The 18,230-nt window shown below is 68.7% G+C and carries 14 protein-coding genes; 9 read left to right on the plus strand and 5 right to left on the minus strand.

Features of this window, described 5'->3' with window-relative positions; translation table 11 throughout:
- Window positions 1-7 precede the first annotated feature (7 nt).
- Window positions 8-547 carry a GFA family protein gene (locus HUA75_RS42275; protein WP_174489670.1) on the plus strand — a complete coding sequence of 180 codons (540 nt, stop codon included), beginning with the start codon at window positions 8-10 and terminating at the stop codon, window positions 545-547.
- Window positions 548-645: 98 nt separating this feature from the next.
- Here the strand turns inward: HUA75_RS42275 and HUA75_RS42280 are convergent, their stop codons facing one another.
- The 3 genes from HUA75_RS42280 to rdgC all read right to left on the minus strand — a co-directional run bounded on the left by HUA75_RS42280 (window position 646) and on the right by rdgC (window position 4,387).
- Window positions 646-2,505, minus strand: coding sequence for a hypothetical protein (locus tag HUA75_RS42280; RefSeq protein WP_174489671.1), 1,860 nt, complete (start codon window positions 2,503-2,505; stop codon window positions 646-648).
- Window positions 2,506-3,063: 558 nt separating this feature from the next.
- Window positions 3,064-3,753, minus strand: coding sequence for a hypothetical protein (locus HUA75_RS42285; RefSeq protein WP_141646853.1), 690 nt, complete (start codon window positions 3,751-3,753; stop codon window positions 3,064-3,066).
- On the minus strand, window positions 3,740-4,387 hold the full coding sequence (rdgC, locus tag HUA75_RS42290; protein ID WP_174462585.1) for a recombination-associated protein RdgC: 648 nt from the start codon (window positions 4,385-4,387) through the stop codon (window positions 3,740-3,742). The genes HUA75_RS42285 and rdgC overlap by 14 nt, the downstream gene beginning before the upstream one ends.
- A gap of 119 nt (window positions 4,388-4,506) precedes the next feature.
- Here rdgC and HUA75_RS42295 point away from each other — a divergent pair, with 119 nt between their 5' ends.
- The 3 genes from HUA75_RS42295 (at window position 4,507) to HUA75_RS42305 (ending at window position 8,339) form a co-directional block, all read left to right on the plus strand.
- Window positions 4,507-5,196, plus strand: coding sequence for a hypothetical protein (locus tag HUA75_RS42295; protein WP_174489672.1), 690 nt, complete (start codon window positions 4,507-4,509; stop codon window positions 5,194-5,196).
- A gap of 168 nt (window positions 5,197-5,364) precedes the next feature.
- Window positions 5,365-6,015, plus strand: coding sequence for a hypothetical protein (locus HUA75_RS42300; RefSeq protein ID WP_174489673.1), 651 nt, complete (start codon window positions 5,365-5,367; stop codon window positions 6,013-6,015).
- Window positions 6,016-6,215: 200 nt separating this feature from the next.
- Window positions 6,216-8,339 (plus strand): DUF4114 domain-containing protein, encoded by a 2,124-nt coding sequence (locus tag HUA75_RS42305; RefSeq protein WP_174489674.1) that lies wholly within the window; start codon window positions 6,216-6,218, stop codon window positions 8,337-8,339.
- A 42-nt stretch (window positions 8,340-8,381) separates the two neighbouring features.
- Here HUA75_RS42305 and HUA75_RS42310 read toward each other — a convergent pair whose 3' ends face one another.
- Complete coding sequence (locus HUA75_RS42310) at window positions 8,382-9,323, minus strand: SH3 domain-containing protein (protein ID WP_174489675.1); 942 nt, start codon at window positions 9,321-9,323, stop codon at window positions 8,382-8,384.
- 232 nt (window positions 9,324-9,555) lie between these two features.
- On the opposite strand from HUA75_RS42310, the gene dacB reads away from it, so the two are divergent.
- From dacB to HUA75_RS42325, 3 genes are all read left to right on the plus strand, one after another.
- A complete protein-coding gene (dacB, locus tag HUA75_RS42315) occupies window positions 9,556-11,043 on the plus strand; it encodes a D-alanyl-D-alanine carboxypeptidase/D-alanyl-D-alanine-endopeptidase (RefSeq protein ID WP_174489676.1) in 1,488 nt (495 codons plus the stop codon).
- A gap of 163 nt (window positions 11,044-11,206) precedes the next feature.
- Window positions 11,207-13,384, plus strand: a complete 2,178-nt coding sequence (locus tag HUA75_RS42320) for a prolyl oligopeptidase family protein (protein ID WP_174489677.1) — start codon at window positions 11,207-11,209, stop codon at window positions 13,382-13,384.
- A gap of 68 nt (window positions 13,385-13,452) precedes the next feature.
- Complete coding sequence (locus HUA75_RS42325; protein WP_371746320.1) at window positions 13,453-14,616, plus strand: alanine racemase; 1,164 nt, start codon at window positions 13,453-13,455, stop codon at window positions 14,614-14,616.
- A gap of 7 nt (window positions 14,617-14,623) precedes the next feature.
- Here the strand turns inward: HUA75_RS42325 and HUA75_RS42330 are convergent, their stop codons facing one another.
- Window positions 14,624-15,625 (minus strand): hypothetical protein, encoded by a 1,002-nt coding sequence (locus HUA75_RS42330; protein WP_174489679.1) that lies wholly within the window; start codon window positions 15,623-15,625, stop codon window positions 14,624-14,626.
- A 239-nt stretch (window positions 15,626-15,864) separates the two neighbouring features.
- Between HUA75_RS42330 and HUA75_RS42335 the strand changes: the two genes are divergently transcribed.
- Together HUA75_RS42335 and HUA75_RS42340 are read left to right on the plus strand one after the other, a co-directional pair.
- On the plus strand, window positions 15,865-17,172 hold the full coding sequence (locus HUA75_RS42335) for a styrene monooxygenase/indole monooxygenase family protein (protein WP_174462577.1): 1,308 nt from the start codon (window positions 15,865-15,867) through the stop codon (window positions 17,170-17,172).
- 73 nt (window positions 17,173-17,245) lie between these two features.
- Window positions 17,246-18,202 carry a ketopantoate reductase family protein gene (locus tag HUA75_RS42340; protein ID WP_141644141.1) on the plus strand — a complete coding sequence of 319 codons (957 nt, stop codon included), beginning with the start codon at window positions 17,246-17,248 and terminating at the stop codon, window positions 18,200-18,202.
- Window positions 18,203-18,230 lie beyond the last annotated feature (28 nt).

Consider the following 18,230-nt stretch of genomic DNA (forward strand, 5'->3'; position numbering starts at 1 on the left):
CACGGACATGACACAGACCACTCGACTCGGCTGCGCGTGCGGACAGGTCCATCTCGAGGTGGAGGGCGCGCCCATCGTCAGCACCGAATGCTGCTGCAATAGCTGCCGTGCCGCCGGCGCCCGGATGCAGACCCTTCCCTCGGCCCCGCGCATCCTGGGAACAATCGGCGCGACGCGCTTCGTTCTCTACCGCAAGGACCGCGTCCGCTTCCTCGCGGGCGCCGAGCACTTCAAGGAGTTCCGCCTCACGCCCGAGGCGAAGACCCGGCGGGTCGTCGCCACCTGTTGCAACACGCCCGTCTTCCTCGAGTTCCAGGGCGGCCACTGGCTCAGCCTCTATGGCTGCCTTTGGCCCGCGGGAACGCTGCCCCCGCTCCAGCTGCGGACGATGACCGAGGACCTTCCGCCCGGCTCGACGCTTCCCGACGATATCCCGAACGGGAAGCGGCAATCGGTCTCATTCTTCGCCAAGCTCCTGGGCGCGTGGATCGCGATGGGGTTCCGCAGCCCGAAGATGACCTGCGTCAACGGCAAGCTGCAGCTCTGACACCCTCCCTGGCCTGACGGTGCGTGAAGCGCTCCGCTGACTCGCGGCAAGGATGCGCGGTCCATTCCACGCCGCGCATCCCTGACGCCACCGCTACCTCAGTATGAGTAGCACTGCCGCGTGACGCCCACGGGGAAAGAAGGTGAGGGCAGCGACGTCGGGTCCGCGCAGTAGTTCGCCGAGTACGCGACGTTGCACGCCGTGCCACCCACGACATCGCTTCCCGAGAACACGTTGGGGTAGCTGGCCCAGTTGGGGCAGCCCGGCGCATCACAGACCACGTGGTTGCCGTTGTAGCAGGAGCCCAGCGTCGACTGATGGCCCGGCGACCCGCGGAACTCGAGGCTGGTGCTGAAGTCTCGGATGGTGTTTCCGTAAACCCAGCTATTGAGCGTGTTGTCGACGAGGACGCCGACCTGCCCCTTCACGCCGGTGAGCTGGGAGTCGATGGTGTTGAAGCCGACGAAGCCCCAGTTGACCCGGTAGAAGGTGATGCCAATCGGGTTCTTGTAGAAGCGGTTGTCGCGCACATACACATGGTCGATGAAGCCGCGCATCGGTTCGGTCAACGCGTAGTACTTCTGCGCGTCATCGAGCAGGTGCTGCTGCAGCTCGAGCACGTGGTTGTAGTCGCCGAAGTCCCCGATATCAAAGCCGGTCAACTGGCGAAACGCGCACGGGGGCGCGACGGTGTACTGGCTGCCGTCGGTGAGGAAGCCCAGCGAGAAACCCGAGACGAAGTTTTCGGTGTGGGTGGTCGAGCTGGTGTACGGCATGTGCCCGTCGGTGCTCAGGCCGAAGTTGCTGGTGAGGGGCACGTTGTGGGGCGCCCGCAGGACGACGTTCTTGGAGACGTCGACGTTACCGCCCACGATGTTGATGCCCACGTTCACATCACAGATGGAGTTGTGGTGGACCTGGGAGCGGGCATTGGCGTTGCCTCGGAACTCGAAGGGCTGATTCGTGCAATACCGCCGCGTTCCGAACTCCGTGGTGGGGTCGACTCGCATGCAGTACATCGTGTTCGGCACGGTCTCACCCTCGCCAAGCGGGGGCAGCGCCGGGCACTGTCCGGAGGGAATGCTGCCGTCCGCGTTGCAGGACGTGGGGCGGCACTCGGCGGTGCCGGGCCGGCGGCTCAGCGCCTTGAGATCCCACCCGCTGGGGCAGTGATAGGTCACGGGGTTGGTGGGCCCGTTCCACGTCGCGCTGGCGGGCTGGATGGAGATCTTGATTCCGGGCGTGGTCTCGCACGTGGGGTTCTCCTTCACGTGGGCCGTGTTCCAGCCATACGCGATACCCGCCCCGAGGTGGACGATGCGCAGGTGGTGGACGTTCACCGCCGGGCCGTTCATGGCCTCGGCGTGGTTGACCTGGACGCCGACGGTCCACCGGCGCGGCATCGTCCCCGTGTTGAAGACCGTGGCGTCGGGTGAGGGCGGCTCGTGGCCATCCAACTCCAGGATGGAGTTGAGTGAGTGGGCGCGCGCCGGGCACTCCTGTCCCTGGCTGTAGCCAACGTTCGTGGTGCCCACCAGGGTCAGGTTGGAGACGCTGGCGTCGTTGAGCAGGCCCTCCTCGGTGCCCGTGCCCGCGACGATGATCAACCCGTTGAGCTTCGTGGTGTCGTGGTCGACGTTGATGATGGTGGGCGGGGACAGCGACGTGCCCTCCAGGTGGATTCCCGTCGGGACGTGGAGGCCAAAGCCATTGCCCCAGGGCCAGCTCCACGCGAGCTTCGTGGCTTCGGAGATGGTGATGGTGCCTGGATCCAACACCACCCTCGAGTGGCCGTTGGCCTTCGCCCAGTCGATGGCGGCCTGATACCAGCGCGGATGGAGGGTGCTGCCATCATCGGTGCAGGTCCGGGTGACGTCGCCGACGCAGGTGGCGCCGACATTGCCGGCCGCGCAGAAAGCGCGCTGGAAGCCAGCGGTCCCATGGACGCGGGCGCACATGGTTGGAAGCAGGGACGCCAGGCTCGAGGGACTTGAGCGGGACACGGCCTGAGAACTGGCGGCGTGCGCCAGCCCCCCACCCAGGACCACGAGCAGGAACAGGGCACGAATCCAGGGACTTGTACGGAGCTTCACCGCCGGAGAGCGGAACAAGGGGGCTGCTTGCATGGATATACGTCCCATCAAGGGATGAATCGATGATCCATCCCGTGGCTGCGGCCCCTGCGTCTGGAACAGTTACCCTGGATTCGCGGATTCGCCAAGCCTGTTGTTCGCGGCCGCGTATCCACTCCCTTTCCGCCCATGGACTGACATGTGTGCGGCTTTGGACCCCCGGCATTGACGGATCCGCGCTGCCTCTTTCATCAATGTCTGACATTCCTGACGGAATGCCTCTCCCGACCGGGAGGAATCATTGACGGCTCGCTTGAAGCGGGCGTCTGTCCGTATGGCGTTGAGTCCGTGAATCGTGGAGAGCCGACAACGGGCGCGCGGCTTCCGTTCCACGCTTCGCGAGGCGCTGACAGGGGAACACGCCCCTGTCAGCGGCCCCAATGCTCAGTGCCGGGCTGCGCGGGCGTCGCGGCCCCGGGCGCGCGCGGCCTTGGAGAGCGCGTTGGCGCCCTGCTCGTCGCCGCGCATCCACTCCTTCATCGCCGGCACCACCTGCTTGCTCCAGGTCTTCCCCACGCGAATCTTGAGGAAGTCTCCCACCAGCGCGTCGATCATCGCGGACAGCTGCTCGGTGAGGAACAGCCGCTCGTTGAGCTGGTCATCCTCTTCCTCGCTCATCAGCGCGGGCAGCTTCGCGGCGCGAACGTCGAGGAACTCCGAGTCGAGCGTGGCCTCATACTCCTTCTCGCCATGCGTGAAGCGGATGCGCGCCTGGGCCACCAGCAGGCCCTTGTCCAGCGCGTGCTTCACCTGCTCCGAGTACGGCGCCAGCGTGCCCTTCGCGCTCAGCTCCGTGACGTCGCCCGCCACGCCGCGCAGGGTGATGCGGCCCATGAAGAGCACGTTGACGCCCGTGCCCTCCAGCTCCACCAGCGCGTCACCCGTCTCCGAGCGCCACAGCATCCACGTCAGCAGCTCGCGGCCCAGGTAGGCCCGGCCCCGCAGGAGCTGCTCTCGCGCCTGACCACGCTCCACCTCGGCGACGTCCTTCGTCTCCTCGGTGGCGGCGCCGTCGACGCCGACATCTCCTCGCGCGAAGGCGGCTTCCGCCCGCGCCTGCTCACGCTTCGCCATGTGCCACCTCCGCCGACGTCGCCGGCAAGTCCATGCCAATCAGCTCCGCCGTGGGCCCGAGCGCGTTCTCGTCGATTCCCGACGTCTGGGCGATGGCGGCCGGCGTCAGCCCCACGAGCTTCAGGCCCAGCGCGTTCTCCAGCGCGATGATGATCTCCTCCACCACCTTGCGGGACGCGGCCCAGATCTGCAGTTGCTGCGTCTTCTGGTTCCAGCTCACGTCCAGCACGTTGGTGCGCGGCGTGGCGCGGGTGCGGAGCATCTGCTTGACCTGCGCCTTCGCCTGCGTCTTCTCGCCACGGCTGGGCGGACGGTCATTCTCCGCCTCGAAGTTGGCGGACCACTTCGCCATCTCCTCCTTCATCGCGGACGCGGGGACCTTCAACGAGTCGATGCGGAAGGAGAAGAGGACGTACTCTCCGTAAAAGACGCGGCCGACGGAGAACTCGACGGCGTCCGCGTTCTCCAGTTCGACGAAGCCGGCCGCGCGGTCATCCTCGGAGCGACGGTCGATGGGCTCGAACGCGTGCGCCTTGAGACCACGGGTCAGCCAGCGCTTGATGTCGGAAGGCGCTTCCTTGGCGGGTTCGACCCGGAAGCGCGAGAAGGTGACGGCACCACGAAGGACAGGCATGGGGCGCGGCAGGATGGGGGGCGCGAGCTACGACGTCAAGGCACTCTTGGTGCTGTCCTCTCCCGAGTGGGACACCGGTGCGCTGGTGCCTACCCCTCTGATTGAGGAAGGTACCGTCCATGAAGCTCGCCGCCGTGTCGCCCCTGCTCGCCGTGCTCCTGTTGGGTGCCGTCCTCCCCTGGGAAGTCCTCGCGCGGGAGGACGCCCAGGCGCCCACGACGGTCCAGGCCCCACCGTTGATCGCCGCGCCGGACGACGTGGAGCCCGCGCCCTTCGTGCCTCAGCGACCCCCGTTGGCCGAGGCCCCCGAGAAGGCAGGGGTGTCCACCGTGCCGCGCGTCATGATCGAGACGGTGGCGGGCGGGCTGGGGATGGTGGGAGGCGGCGTCCTGGCACTGCTCGGAGGAACCCTCGTGGGGGACTGCGCGTTCATCGACGAGGATTGCGCCCTCCCCATCGTCGCGGGCTTCGCGGGCATGGCGCTGGGCTCGGCGATGGGGACCTACGCGGCCGGAAGCGTGATGAGGGGGCGCGGGTCGCTCCTGGCGACCGTGGTGGGCGGGCTGGCGGGCACTGGCGCGGGCGCGCTGGGGTTCTTCGCCAACGAAGGGGCAGACGCCTTCGGAATCATCACCCTCCTGGCCCTGCCTCCCATCGGCGCCATGCTGGGTTATGAGCTCTCCCGCTCAGAGCCGCCCGCGGTGTCTCGCTTTTCCCAGACACGCAGCCAGGGAGCGCCGCTGCCCACGTTCACCTTCCGGGTGACGCCTCACGGCGGGCTGATGGGTGGAGTCGCTGGCAGGTTCTAGCGAGGCTGAGACCACCGGTCACTTGCGTCGGCCAGCTGGCGTTCGGCTATTGTGGCCTCGCCAGTCATGCGCGGACTCGGGCCACTCGCGCATGTCATTCCTGGCCATTCCCACACCCCACCCTGAAGTGAAGTGCCCGGCCGGGCGCACGAGCTTTGGGTGTCTGTCATGACCGCTCGTCTCCCAACACTGTTCGTCGTCGCGTTGCTGTCCTTCACGTCCTTCGCCCAGGAAGGCCTCAGTCCCCCTCCCCTCACCTCGGCGAATGAAGACAACCCGAGCGGCGTGCGAGGCGCCTCCACGCCCATCGATACCCGCGTCCGACTCGCGGGGACGCTGCTGGGCGGCGCCGCGGGCACCGCCGCTGGAGGAACCATTGGCGGGCTCTTCTCCATGGGCAGGCTCACGAGCTGCGGCTCCTTCCCCGCCACCATCCACTGCGGACAAAGCCTGATTCCCATCTTCATCGGCATGGCTGGCGGCTCGGGCATCGGGGTCTTCGCCACGGGCCGGGCCCTCGGGAGCAACGGCGACTTCGCGCTCAGCGTGCTGGGCGGCGGGCTCGGCACGGTGGTCGTGGCCCTGATGACGGGGGACAACGCGCCGGGCGAACCGCTCGTGACGGAGGGAGGCACGCACATCGTGCTCAGCCTGCTGATTCCCACCGTGGGCGCGCTCCTGCTCAACGAGCTGTCGCACCGATTCAGCGGGGGTGGGCTCTCCGCGCGAAGTCCGCGGCGAGACGAGGGGCTCCTGGTCGCCCCCACCGTGGGCGCGTCGAGGGATGGCGGCTTCGCGGGGCTCGTCGGCCGGTTCTGATTCGACCCATACCCCCCGGAGAAAGCGTGGCATCGCGGCGTGAGCGCGCACCGTCAGTCGGTGCACGCTCCGGCGTCCATGAGCGCGCCCTCGGAAGGCTGGATTCAGCACGGGGGCAGCATCCATCAACCGTCAATCCGAGGGGGATTGTCTTGTCATTGATTCCAACTCCAGTTCCACGAAGCCTGGCTTTCGTCGTCATGCTGGCACTGCTGGCCACGGGCACCCGGGCAGCCGCCGCGAGGACCCCTCCACCGCCCCTGATTCTCGGTAGCAGCCAGTCCCAGTCCGTCGTGCCCTCGCGCGGCACCGCGCGGTTGGTGGTGAGGGCACGTGATCCCCAGGGCGGTCGAATCAATTTCACCTGGACCGCCACCATGGGAGAGCTGAGCACCCAGCTGAACGGCGAGGACAGCAGCGAAATCACCTGGACCGCCCCGGACTGCATCATCCCCGGCAGCGCCCCCGTGAAGGTCACCGTCACCAACGCACAGGGCCTCTCCTCCGAAGTGGACTTCTCCTTCCAAGTGGGCCCCACCCTCAACGACGACCACCAGCCCCCTTTCGCGGAAGGCCAGTTCCAGTCCCTCGACAACGTGTCCCTCCTATCGAACTCGGCGCTGAATTATCCGGAGCCGCTCCTCTCCGTTTTCGGCGGCGAGTTGATGATGTTCGCCTCGGACGTCGAGCTGTCCCTGTCCTTCCTGAGCACCGACGCCCTGGCATCCCATTCGCTGGGCTGGATGTACTACGACGACCTCATCGCGCGCGGCTATGTCGACACCCGCGGGACCCCCGAATACTCCGGCGACGACTTCCTGAGCGACGCCAACAACAACGGCATCACCGACCTCCACGAGGACATCTACAACCTCGCGCCTCCGTCCGGCTTCCATGCATCACGGCCCTACATCGGCACGACTCGCCGCTGCTCCCAACCCTTCCTCTCGGTCAATGGCTTCCTCAGCCAGCCGGAACTGGCGATGGACCGAACCTGCAACCCGGTCTTCTCGCCCGATGTCCTGCTCGCGGACGCCCGACCGGGACAGACAAACAACCTCATCCCCGTGGATGTCGTCGGCGCACTCGCTGTCGCGCAGACTCCATCCACCGGCTTCTCGGACGGAGGCCTTTTCGCGCGCATCCCCAATCTGCTCGAGCCCGCGGCGCCCGCGAATGCCAACATGGGACTCGGGCATCTGGCCTTCCTGTTGACTGACGACGACCCCAACAGGACCACCTTCAAACAACTGGGCCCGGTCCAAGACCGGAGCGAGTCCTTCGAGGACGGCCTTCCCGACTACGACACCTCCGCGTACACGCCGGACGGAGTGCTTCGGACCACCAACCCGGACCCTGGCATCACTCCGGCCGACCGCACCGTGAAGCTGGGGCGCATCCAGGCGGGACGGGAGATCGTCTTCTTCCTCATCACCTATTACGACGCCACCCACGACCCGAACGGTGACGGCACGGTGTATCCCTGCCTGATGAAGGCGATAGATGGCCGGTGCAGCCTGCACCTGAAGACCTCCACGTCCGTCTTCTTCTCGAAGCCGGGTTGGAACCTGGATCAGGATGCCCGCGGAACCTCTCCGGTGGCCCAGTACAACCTGGGTTGTGCGCGTGACCCGCGCTGCAATCCCATCAGGCCCATGGACTACACCTGCCCCGATGCCTCCACCAGCCAGCCGCTCTGTGGTTGGCTCCAAGAGACCTCCCACGACCTGCTCGGGACGCCCGCCTATGGAAACCTCGTCCTGCCGAAGGCGCGAAGCTGGGTGCCCAAGGTCAGCAACGGCAACATGCCGCACTTCCAGGTGCAAGCGGTGACCACGAGCCCGGGCAACTGGATCCTCGGCATCGAGGACCTCAACGGAGGAGGCGATCGGGACTTCACGAACGTGGTGCTCCTCCTTCAGGCCACTCGCGTGCCAGGCAACGTCCGCTCCAACGTCATCAGCCCCGCCCTGGATGGCCAGTGCGCCATCTCCCGCCTGCGCGTTCGCAAGACCGACTGGGCTCCCCTGGAGTGCCAGCAATCAGCGAGCAACTTCGGCATCGCGTACGCCGTCGCCTCGGACTGCAACGTGTGCGCGAATGGGAGCTGCCAGACGAATCCCGCGCCCACCTGGTTGAACGTACCCTTCGAGCCCGGACAGAACGAAGCCGTGATGAGCCTTCCGCCGTCCGGAGGTTCTCAGCTCTGCTGGAAGGCCCGGCTCACCCACCCGAATTTCTGGTGTCCGTTGGTTATCTCCAACGTGGACATCGGCTACGAGCTGGGCTTCACGCCCCTGAGTCCAGTCCCCGCGACGCACTGACGCTCGGCGACGAGTCCCTTCGTGACGGGGACTCGTCGTCCGTCAGGGCTTCGACTCCGCCACGGAGGAGTCCGCCGGCGTCAGCTCGGAATAGACGCCGTCCTTGAGCTGGTAGCGCGTCTGGGCCTTCGTCGTCAGCACATTGCCGGACTCATCCTCCTGCTCATCGGTCCTCACCATCGTGAGTTCCTTCTTCCGCGCCTGGAAGGAGACCTCGTATCGGGAGACACCGGGAGCCTCCGACACGCCCTCCAGCAACAGCGCCAGCTTCGCCGTGCCCAGGACACCCTTCTTGTTCCCTGGCACGGTGTAGCTCACGTACGTGGTGCTGTAGTCGCCACACTCCTCGGGGGTGGAGTCCACCCGCAGCAGGACGACTCCCGCGGTCTTCGAGGGAACGAGTGTCACCGCCGCCGGTCCGCCACTGACCTGGCGCCAGTTCTCCCCCGCGGGCCTGGCGTCCACGCTGCTGACTCGGAAGGGAGGCTTCAGCTTCGGCTCCAGGACCCGGACGCGAATCTTGAAGTCCCCACTCATCACCACCGTGGCGACCTCCTTCTCTCCGTCCCCGTCGAAGTCCTCCTCGAACCGGAAAGGCGTCAGCGTGTTGCCGAAGAGCCAGCCCCGCAAGACCGAGTCGTCCGCCTTCTCCGCGGTGCCCTTCGTGTCCACATGCTCCACCGAGTACCAGTGGTTGACGTACTCCCCCACCTTCAGACGCGCCGTGCCACGCTCCTGCACTCGCACGGCCGCGCCCAGGGGCAACACGGCGACCACCGCCGCCTCCGTCGAGGGCTCCTTCCGGAGGTTCGCCTCATCCACCCCCACGAACAATGTCGCCAGTTCGCAGGACGGCTCCCAGGTCGTGAAGGCGAATTGCTCCGGCGTGCGCTGCTGCCCCTCCTTCACCTTTTCGGCGGTGTAGTGGAGCGAGGGCGCGGACGTCTGCGTCAGGAGCAACGACAGCCACAAGCCGGGAAACATGCGGAACCATCCCTGGTGGGAACAACCCGCGCCCTTTCTCCAACACCCCCTCCCCCCGAAGCAAGGCCCCGCACCCAATTCCTCTCATGCGGCCCCGGTGACACGATGAGCCGAGTCACACGAAGGGAGGACAGCCGGGTCGCATACCGGACGGCCGGGTTGGTACGGCTCACCCTCCCCCGCACCTCGCCGCATGACACCCACTGCCGTCAGGGTTAGCGTGGCGCGCGTGATGAGCCAAGCCCTGCCCCTCTCCCTGCTGCTGGCCACCTCGATGCTCGCCGGCTGCCACCATGCGCGGCGCCCCGAAGCTCGCACCGTGGGCTCGGTGGCGAGCAGCCTCTTCGCCACCCTGGAGGACGAGGGCGCGCTCGCGAGCGCCTTCGTGCTGGACGCGCGAACAGGCGAGCCGCTGTTCGCGCACCGGGAGCACGTCCGGTTGCTGCCCGCGTCCACGATGAAGGTCGTCTCCACCGCGTCGGTGCTCTCCGCGCTCGGTCCGGACTTCCGCTTCCAGACGCCGGTGACACTGGAGGGCACGCTGACGAACGGGCTGTACCTTGGCGACCTCGTGGTGGACCCCTCGGGTGACCCGTCGCTGGGCTCGTGGCGTTTTCCGGAGACGGCGCTCGCCTGCGAGCAGGTCGCGGACGCGCTCCAGGCGCGCGGCGTCCAGCAGTGGCGCGGACAGGTGCGCGTGCGAGGCACCGACGACGTGGAGGCCGCCTTCGGTCCGGGCTGGGCCTGGGATGACGCCGCCTATGCCTACAGCGCCGCCCCCACGCCCTTCGTCTTCCGGGAGAACGTCGTGGACCTCGCGCTGTCCCGCGCGGACGGCGCCGACTGCGCGCTGCCTCCCACCGTGCAGCTCACCCCGGCCTTCGCCACGCTCTCCGCCATCGTCCGCGTGGACCCGAACGCGGAGCGCGCGAACCTCTCCTGCACGCGCCAGCGCGGTGCCCCGGGCGTGCGCTGCGTGTGGCGCTCCCCCGTCAACCAGTGCCCCCGCTCCGCCGCGGTGAAGCTCTCCGTGGACGAGCCCCAGGTCCTCTTCTCCGCCTGCGTGGAGGAAGCCCTGCTCAAGCGCGGCGTGCCCCGCCTGCCCGCCACCCTGGAGGCTCCCGGCCCCCTGCGCCCGCCCGTGCCGGAGCCGCTCGTCACCCTGGTCAGCCCGCCCCTGTCGGAGCTGGTGAAGGCCACCAACAAGGAGTCCCTCAACCTCTACGCGGAGCGGCTGGGCCTGCGCTTCGCGCGCGAGCGCAGCGGCACGGAGGGCTACGCCACGCTGCGCACCGCGCTGGCCGAGGAGCTCACCCGTCGCGGCATCCCCGCCCGGGACCTGCGCCCCGTCGATGGCAGCGGCCTGTCCCGCTACAACCTGGCCACCGCGCGAGGCCTGGCGCGCGTGCTCTTCACCAGCCTGCGCGAGCCCTACGGCGCCGCGCTGGTGGACAGCCTGCCCGTGGCCGGCGTGGACGGCACGCTGGCCACCCGCCCCGTCACCGCCATCACCGCGGGCCGCATCCGCGCCAAGACGGGCACACTCTCCGGACAGAAGTGCTTCGCGGGCGTGGTGGACCGGCCCGGTGACGCCGAGCACCCGCGCGTCGTCTTCGCGCTGATGCTCGGCAACATGGACGAAACCACCGCCCTCCCCGCCAACGAGGCCTTCGACCGCTTCGCCGCCGCCCTGGTCGAGCTTCCCCTGCGCGCCCCGTGACGATGGGCGTTCTCGAATTCCCCGGCGGCTTTGACGCAGCGCACGCCTGGAAGCAACCCGAGGGAACACGGGCTCCGTGGCGACATTCCCCTGAAGGGAACCGACGCCACGGAGGATAGGACGTGGCAGGCTGCGTCCGCCTTTCCCTATCCCCGAGGTGAACATGAAGCTGACAACCGCACTGGCCGCGGCGGCACTGCTGCTGCCACTCACGTCCCCGGCCGCAGGCAAGGGCGCGTCCAAGCCGCCCGTCACGGAGAAGAAGGAGGTCGTCGACACCTACCACGGCACGGAGGTGAAGGACGCCTACCAGTGGCTGGAGGCCACCGATGACGCGAAGGTGAAGCAGTGGAACGACGCCCAGAACGCCCACACGCGGGCCATCCTGGACAGGCTGCCCGGCCGCGAGGGCATCCGTCAGCGCGTCGCCGAGCTGCTGTCCTGGAAGTCCCCGGGCTACGCGGGTTTGACGGAGGCCAACGGCACCCTCATCGGCATCAAGTATCAGCCGCCCCGGCAACAGCCGTACGTGGTGGTGATTGGCTCCGCTGACGACACGTCGAAGGAGCGCTCGCTGCTGGACCCCATGGTCATCGACCCGTCGGGCCACACCACCATCGACTTCATCGAGCCCACGCTGGACGGCAAGAAGCTGGCGGTGTCGCTGTCGAAGAACGGCACGGAGAGCGGCGACGTCTCCGTCTATGACGTGGCCACGGGCAAGCCGCTGCCGAACGAGGTCGTCCCTCGCGTCAACGGCGGCACGGCGGGCGGTGGCCTCGCGTGGAACGCGGACGGAACGGGCTACTTCTACACGCGTTATCCGCGCGGCGAGGAGCGCCCGGCGGAGGACCGGGACTTCTTCCAGCAGGTGTACTTCCACAAGCTGGGCACGCCCACGGAGAAGGACACGTACGCGCTGGGCAAGGACTTCCCGCGCATCGCCATGACGGAGCTGGAGACGTCGCCCGACGGCAAGTTCATCACGGCGATGGTCGCCAACGGCGACGGCGGCGAGTTCATGCTGTACCTCCACGGCCCCGACGGGAAGTGGGCGCAGGTGACGAAGTTCGCGGACAAGGTCATCCGCGCCCGCTTTGGCCATGACGGCGCCCTCTACCTGCTCAGCCGGCAGGACGCTCCGCGCGGCAAGGTGCTGCGCCTGGCCCTGGCCACCCCGACGCTGGACAAGGCCACGGTGCTGCTGCCCGAGGGCGAGGCCAGCGTCCAGGGCTTCTTCCCGACGAAGTCGCGCCTGTACGTGAGCGAGCAGCTCGGCGGCCCGTCGCAGCTGCGCATGGTGGACCTGAAGGGCAAGGACCTGGGCCTGGTCCCCACCCCGCCGGTATCGTCGGTGGGCGGACTGGTGAGCGCGGGCGGCGAGGACATCTACTTCAGCAACTCCAGCTTCGTGCAGCCGCAGGCCTGGTACCGCTTCACGCCCGCGGACGGCAAGGTGACCAAGACGGCCCTGGCCAAGACCTCGCCGATGGACGTGAGCGACGTGGAGGTGGTGCGCACCGAGGCCACGTCGAAGGACGGCACCAAGGTTCCGCTCACCATCCTCAAGAAGAAGGGCACGAAGCTCAACGGCACCAACCCGACGCTGCTCACCGGCTACGGCGGCTTCAACATCTCCATCAGCCCGGGCTTCAGCCCGCTGGCGGGCCTGTGGCTGGAGCAGGGCGGCGTCTACGCCATCGCCAACCTGCGCGGCGGCTCGGAGTTCGGCGAGAAGTGGCACGCCGAGGGCTCGCTGACGAAGAAGCAGAACGTCTTCGACGACTTCTATGCCTGCGCGAAGCTGCTGGTGGACCAGAAGTACACGCAGCCCAAGAAGCTGGCCATCCAGGGCGGCAGCAACGGCGGCCTGCTGATGGGCGCCGTCGTCACCCAGCACCCGGAGGCGTACGGCGCCGTGGTGGCCCGCGTGGGCCTCTACGACATGCTGCGCTCGGAGCGCACGTCCAACGGCCAGTTCAACGTCACCGAGTACGGCACGGTGAAGGACCCCGAGCAGTTCAAGGCGCTGCTGGCCTACTCGCCCGTCCACAACGTGAAGGACGGCACGAAGTACCCGCCCGTGCTGTTCACCTCCGGCGCCAATGACCCGCGCGTGGACCCGTTCCACTCGCGGAAGATGGTGGCCCGGATGCAGACGGCCACGGCGGCCAAGAGCCCCATCCTGCTGCGCGCCGACGCCGAGACGGGCCACGGCTCCGGCACCCCGCTCAACGCCCGCATCGAGGAGGAGGTGGACGCGTACTCGTTCATCTTCAGCCAGCTCGGCGTGAAGTACCTGCCGCCGGCGAAGAAGGTCGCGGCCCCCAAGCCGCAGTAACACGCTGACGCTGGCGAGGCCCGCCCTGGACCTGGAGGAAACGCTCCGGGCCCGAGGTGGGCCTCGTCGTGTCAGGTGAAGGGCACGCGCTGGCCACGGACACCTGGAGCGCCAGCGCGCGCGGTGCCAGATTGCGCCGCATGGACCTGCTCCCGCTCGAAGCGCTCACGACTCCCGCCGCCCTCGTGGACCTGGACCGCGTGGAAGCCAACCTCGCGCGCGTGGCCGCGTACACGCGGGAGCACCGCCTGCACTGGCGCCCCCACACGAAGACGCACAAGACCGCGGAGCTCACCGCGCTCCAGCTCGCCGCCGGGGCCATGGGCGCCACCGTCGCCACGCCGCGCGAGGCCGCGGTCATGGCCACCGTCTGCGACGACGTGCTGCTGGCCTACCCACCCGTGGGCCCGAGCCGACTCGCGCAGTTGATGGCCCTGCCCCGGCGCACGCGGCTCACGGTGGCGCTCGACTCGGTGGAGGCGCTGGAGGGATTGGGCCACGCGGCCCGGGACGCCGGGCGAACCGTGGGGGTGCTGGTGGAGCTGGACCTGGGCATGCGCCGCGTGGGCGTGCAGACCCCGGCCGATGCCATGGCCCTGGCCCGCGCGGTCGCCGCCACGTCCGGCGTGACGTACCGAGGCATCATCTTCTATCCAGGCCACGTGCGCGTGCCGGTGGAGCAGCAGGAGGCCGCGTTGAAGGACCAGGGAGCGCGCGTGCGCGAGTTCGTGGACGCGCTCGCCTCCGAGGGACTCCGCCCCGACGTCGTCAGCGGAGGCTCCACGCCCATGCTGTGGCGCTCGCACGAAGTGGAAGGCCTGACGGAGATCCGCCCCGGCATCAACGTGCTGAATGACCGCAACACCGCCGCGCTCAACGCCTGTGCCTGGAACGAGTGCGCGTTCTCCGTCCTGACCACCGTGGTGAGCACCGCCGTCCCCGGCCAGGTGGTGGTCGACGCGGGCTCCAAGGCCCTGGCCAAGGAGGAAGGGCTCGCCCCGACGGGTGGCTATGGCGCGCTGCTGGACAGGCCCGAGCTCGTCGTCCGGAGCGTCTCCGAGGAGCACGGCCTGCTCGACGTCTCGGGCACGTCCTGGCGCCCCCGCGTGGGGGACCGTTTGCGCGTCGTCCCCAACCACGTCTGCGCCGCCGTCAATCTGCACGAGCGGCTCCACGTGCTGCGCGGCGACACCGTGACGGCCACGTGGGCCGTCGCCGCGCGCGGCTGGTAGCTTCCGCTCACACCAGCTTGTCGAGCCGCTCCAACTCGCGCGAGAGCACCGACTCCAGCTCGCGGATGTTGCGATAGACGATGCACCGGTAGGACGCGACGTCGAAGCGCAGCTCCTTCACGTCCCGGACCAGGAGCAGCGTGGGCCGCCCCTTGCCCCACGCGTAGCCGACCTCCAGGTACACGTTGGGGTTGGCCAGCGACAGGTCGGCGATGACGACCTTCGCCGTGTCGATGCGCTCCTTGATTCGCTGGATGATGGGCCCGTCGAACACGGCCTGGTCCACGCGCTCGCACAGCAGACCCGCCGCCTTCACGGGCCCCTGGATGCCGTAGTGGTACGTGTCCTCCAACTCGGGCGTGAAGGGCATCGCCACGAAGGCGTGAGGCTTTCCCATGGACACCGTGCCCGCGCTGGCCATGGACGGCGCCTGCACGAACGCGCTGCTGCGCCGCACCCGGAAACCTCCCCCTGGCAGCGTCTCCACGCCCGGCGTCCCACCCAGGCCCCGCTCCAGCGCCTTGCGCAGCCGCAGGGCACGGCGCATGTCCAGCTCCACCACCGTGAAGCGCTCCAACCCCTTGGGGCCCGTGCCGCGCTGGAAGGCCTCGATGAGTCCGCCCACGAAGGCCAGCACCGCCTCATCCTCGTCGAGCCCGTAGTTGGGGCCGTGCACCGTGCCCGCCACGTGTTTCACCGAGGCGTGCGCCTCCAGCGCCTTCAGCGCGCGCAACGCGAACTGGCGAATCTCGTGGTAGCCGAACTCGCCCAGCCGCACCGTGCCCATGAAGAGCGCCAGCGGCGCGGCCAGCGCGCCCTTCGTCTCCACGAAGCGGAATTCGCCCGGCTGCACCGCGACCTGCACCGGCGGCACGCCCACGGCCTCCAGCCGCCGTGACGCCTCGCCAGCCGCGCCGTACAGCTTTTGTGCATATTTGAACAAGGCGACATCCGCCGTCATCTCGGTGACGTCGCCCACTTCCAGCACCACGTCGAGGGCCGCGCTCATCCCTCGACTGTAGGGCCGCCGACTGTCCGGCCCCAACCTGGAACCCAACGGTCCAATCGCGAACGGGTGCCCGGGGACCCCCATGTTCCTGAGACTCGGGGTATGACCAGTCTAAAGAACTCCATTCACATTGTGATATGGAGCCCTGCGCACCCCGGAACACCCGGGGAACCCCACATCCCCTGAGGGGCCGTCCCGACGCAAAGTCTTTCAAGTCGGGAAAAGTGAAGGAGAGACAGATGGCGAGCATCGGTATCGTCGGCGCCGGCACTGCCGGACTGCACCTGGGTCTGAAGCTTCTCTCGCAGGGCATTCCCGTCACGCTCTACGCGGAGCAGGAGCCAGACGCCCTTCGCGCAGGCCGACTTCTGAACACGGTGACTCACCATGCGCCCACTCGCGCACGGGAGCGGGAGCTGTGGGTGGACTTCTGGGGCGCGCCGGAGCTGGCGATGAACCGCTGCGCCATCCACGTCCACGGGCCGCATCCGTTCAGCGTGAAGGGGCGCGTCCTCGAGCCGAGCCTCTGCGTGGACTATCGCCTCTATCAGCCCCGGCTCGCGGAGGCCTTCGTGGAGCGCGGAGGGCGGCTGGAGGTCGCGCCGGTGGACAACGTCGCGCTGGAGGGCCTGACGCGGCGCCATGCGCTGGTGGTGGTGGCCTCCGGGCGCAATGGGCTCAACGCGCTGTTTCCGCGCGTGCCGGAGCTGTCGCCGCATACCCGGCCTCCGCGCGTGCTGTTCGCGGCGATTCTCAAGGGCCTGCGGATGCCGGAGCCCTTCGGCATGCACGTCAACCTGGTGCCGGGACAGGGTGAGGTCTTCGAATCGCAGATGATCACCCGCCACGGCCGCGTCCCCAGCACGCTCATCGAGGCGGTGCCCGGAAGCGAGCTGGCGTCGATGATTTCCCTCAAGCGCGACGACGACCCGGCCGCCTTCGACGCGATGCTGCTGGACCTCATGCGCCGCCACGCGCCCGCCACCTACGAGCGCATCGACCCGACGGAGTTCGGCGTCCGCGGTCCGCTGGACTTCCTCCAGGGAGGCTTCACGCCCGTGGTGCGCCGCGCCTGGGCCCAGGTGGGCGAGGGCCGCTTCGTCATGGCGGTGGGCGACACCCACGTGACGAACGACCCCGTCGCCGGCCAGGGCGCCAACGCCGCGTCGGCCTCCGCCTTCACGCTGGCCATCGCCATCCAGGACGCGCTCCTGTCCGAGCGCCCCTTCGACGAGACGTTCTGCCGCGACACGGAGGCGCGGATGTGGACCGCCGTCGCCCCGGCGACGGACTGGACGAACGCGCTGCTCCAGCCGCCTCCGCCGCACGTCGTCGACCTGCTGGTCGCCGGCAGCCGGGACAACCGGGTGGCCGATGCCATCGTCAGCGCCTTCATGATTCCCGAGCGCATCCTCTCCGCCTGTGCCTCGCCCGACGCCTCCGCGGAGTTCATCGCCCACGCGGGAACGCCGAGCGCGGACGTGCTGGCCGCGTCCGGGGCCCTGGGCTGGGACACCGGAGCCAGGATCCGGCCGCTCGCCGGCTGAGACTCGAAGTCCGGGCGAGGCGCCGTCGAAACGCTCCTGCGGGAGCGGCGGCGCTTCGCTATCCTCGCGAGCCATGCGATTTGGCATCGTCGGTTCGGGTGGAGTGGGCGGCTATTACGGCGCGAGGTTGGTGCGCGCGGGGCACGACGTGGGCTTCCTCGCCCGAGGCTCGCACCTGCGCGCCATGCGGGAGCGGGGCCTCACCATCCTCAGTCAGGAGGGGGACTTCACCGTCCCCGTCCGCGCCGAAGAGGACGCCGCGCGGCTGGGGCCGGTGGACGTGGTGGTGCTCGCGGTGAAGAACTACGACGTCGCCAGCGTGCTCGCCCAGGTGAAGACGCTGCTCGCCTCGAAGGAGCAGCCCTCGCACGGTGCTCCCGGCACGGTGGTCGTCACGCTCCAGAACGGCGTGGACAGCCCCTCCGAGGTGGCCGCCGCAGTGGGCGAGGCCGCGGTCATCGGAGGGACGACGTACATCTCCACCGCCATCACCGAGCCGGGCGTCATCCGTCAGGCGGGCACGCTGCACCGGGTGGTGCTGGGCGAGGCCTTCGGTGACATCTCACGCGTCTCCCCGCGCGTCCAGGCGCTTCGGGACGTGCTCGCCCAGGCGGGCCTCAACGCGGAGGCGGTGGCCGACATCCGCGCGCCCCTCTGGGAGAAGCTCGCCTTCCTCGCCGCCATGTCCGGCTTCTGTACCGCCGCGCGCTCCTCGATTGGCCCCTTGAGAGAGGTCCCCTTCTTCCGGGAGATGTTCCGCGAGGCCGCCGCCGAGGTGCTCCGCGTCGCCGCCGCGGAGGGCGTCTCCACCACCACGCGTCCCGACGACGTGATGCGCTTCATGGAGGCGATGGCCCCGGAGATCCGCCCGTCGATGATGGTGGACTTCGACGCGGGCAAGCCGCTGGAGGTCGAATACCTCCAGGGCACGGTGGCCCGGCGCGGCCATGCGCTCGGCGTCCCCACGCCCGTCATGAGCACCCTGTACTCCGTGCTGATGCCCCACGTGCGCGGCGCGCGTCAGGGCTGAGCCTGTCCGTCCACCGACCGAGCGGGCC

Source organism: Myxococcus sp. CA040A (assembly GCF_013336725.1).
GTDB classification, from domain to species: domain Bacteria; phylum Myxococcota; class Myxococcia; order Myxococcales; family Myxococcaceae; genus Myxococcus; species Myxococcus llanfairpwllgwyngyllgogerychwyrndrobwllllantysiliogogogochensis.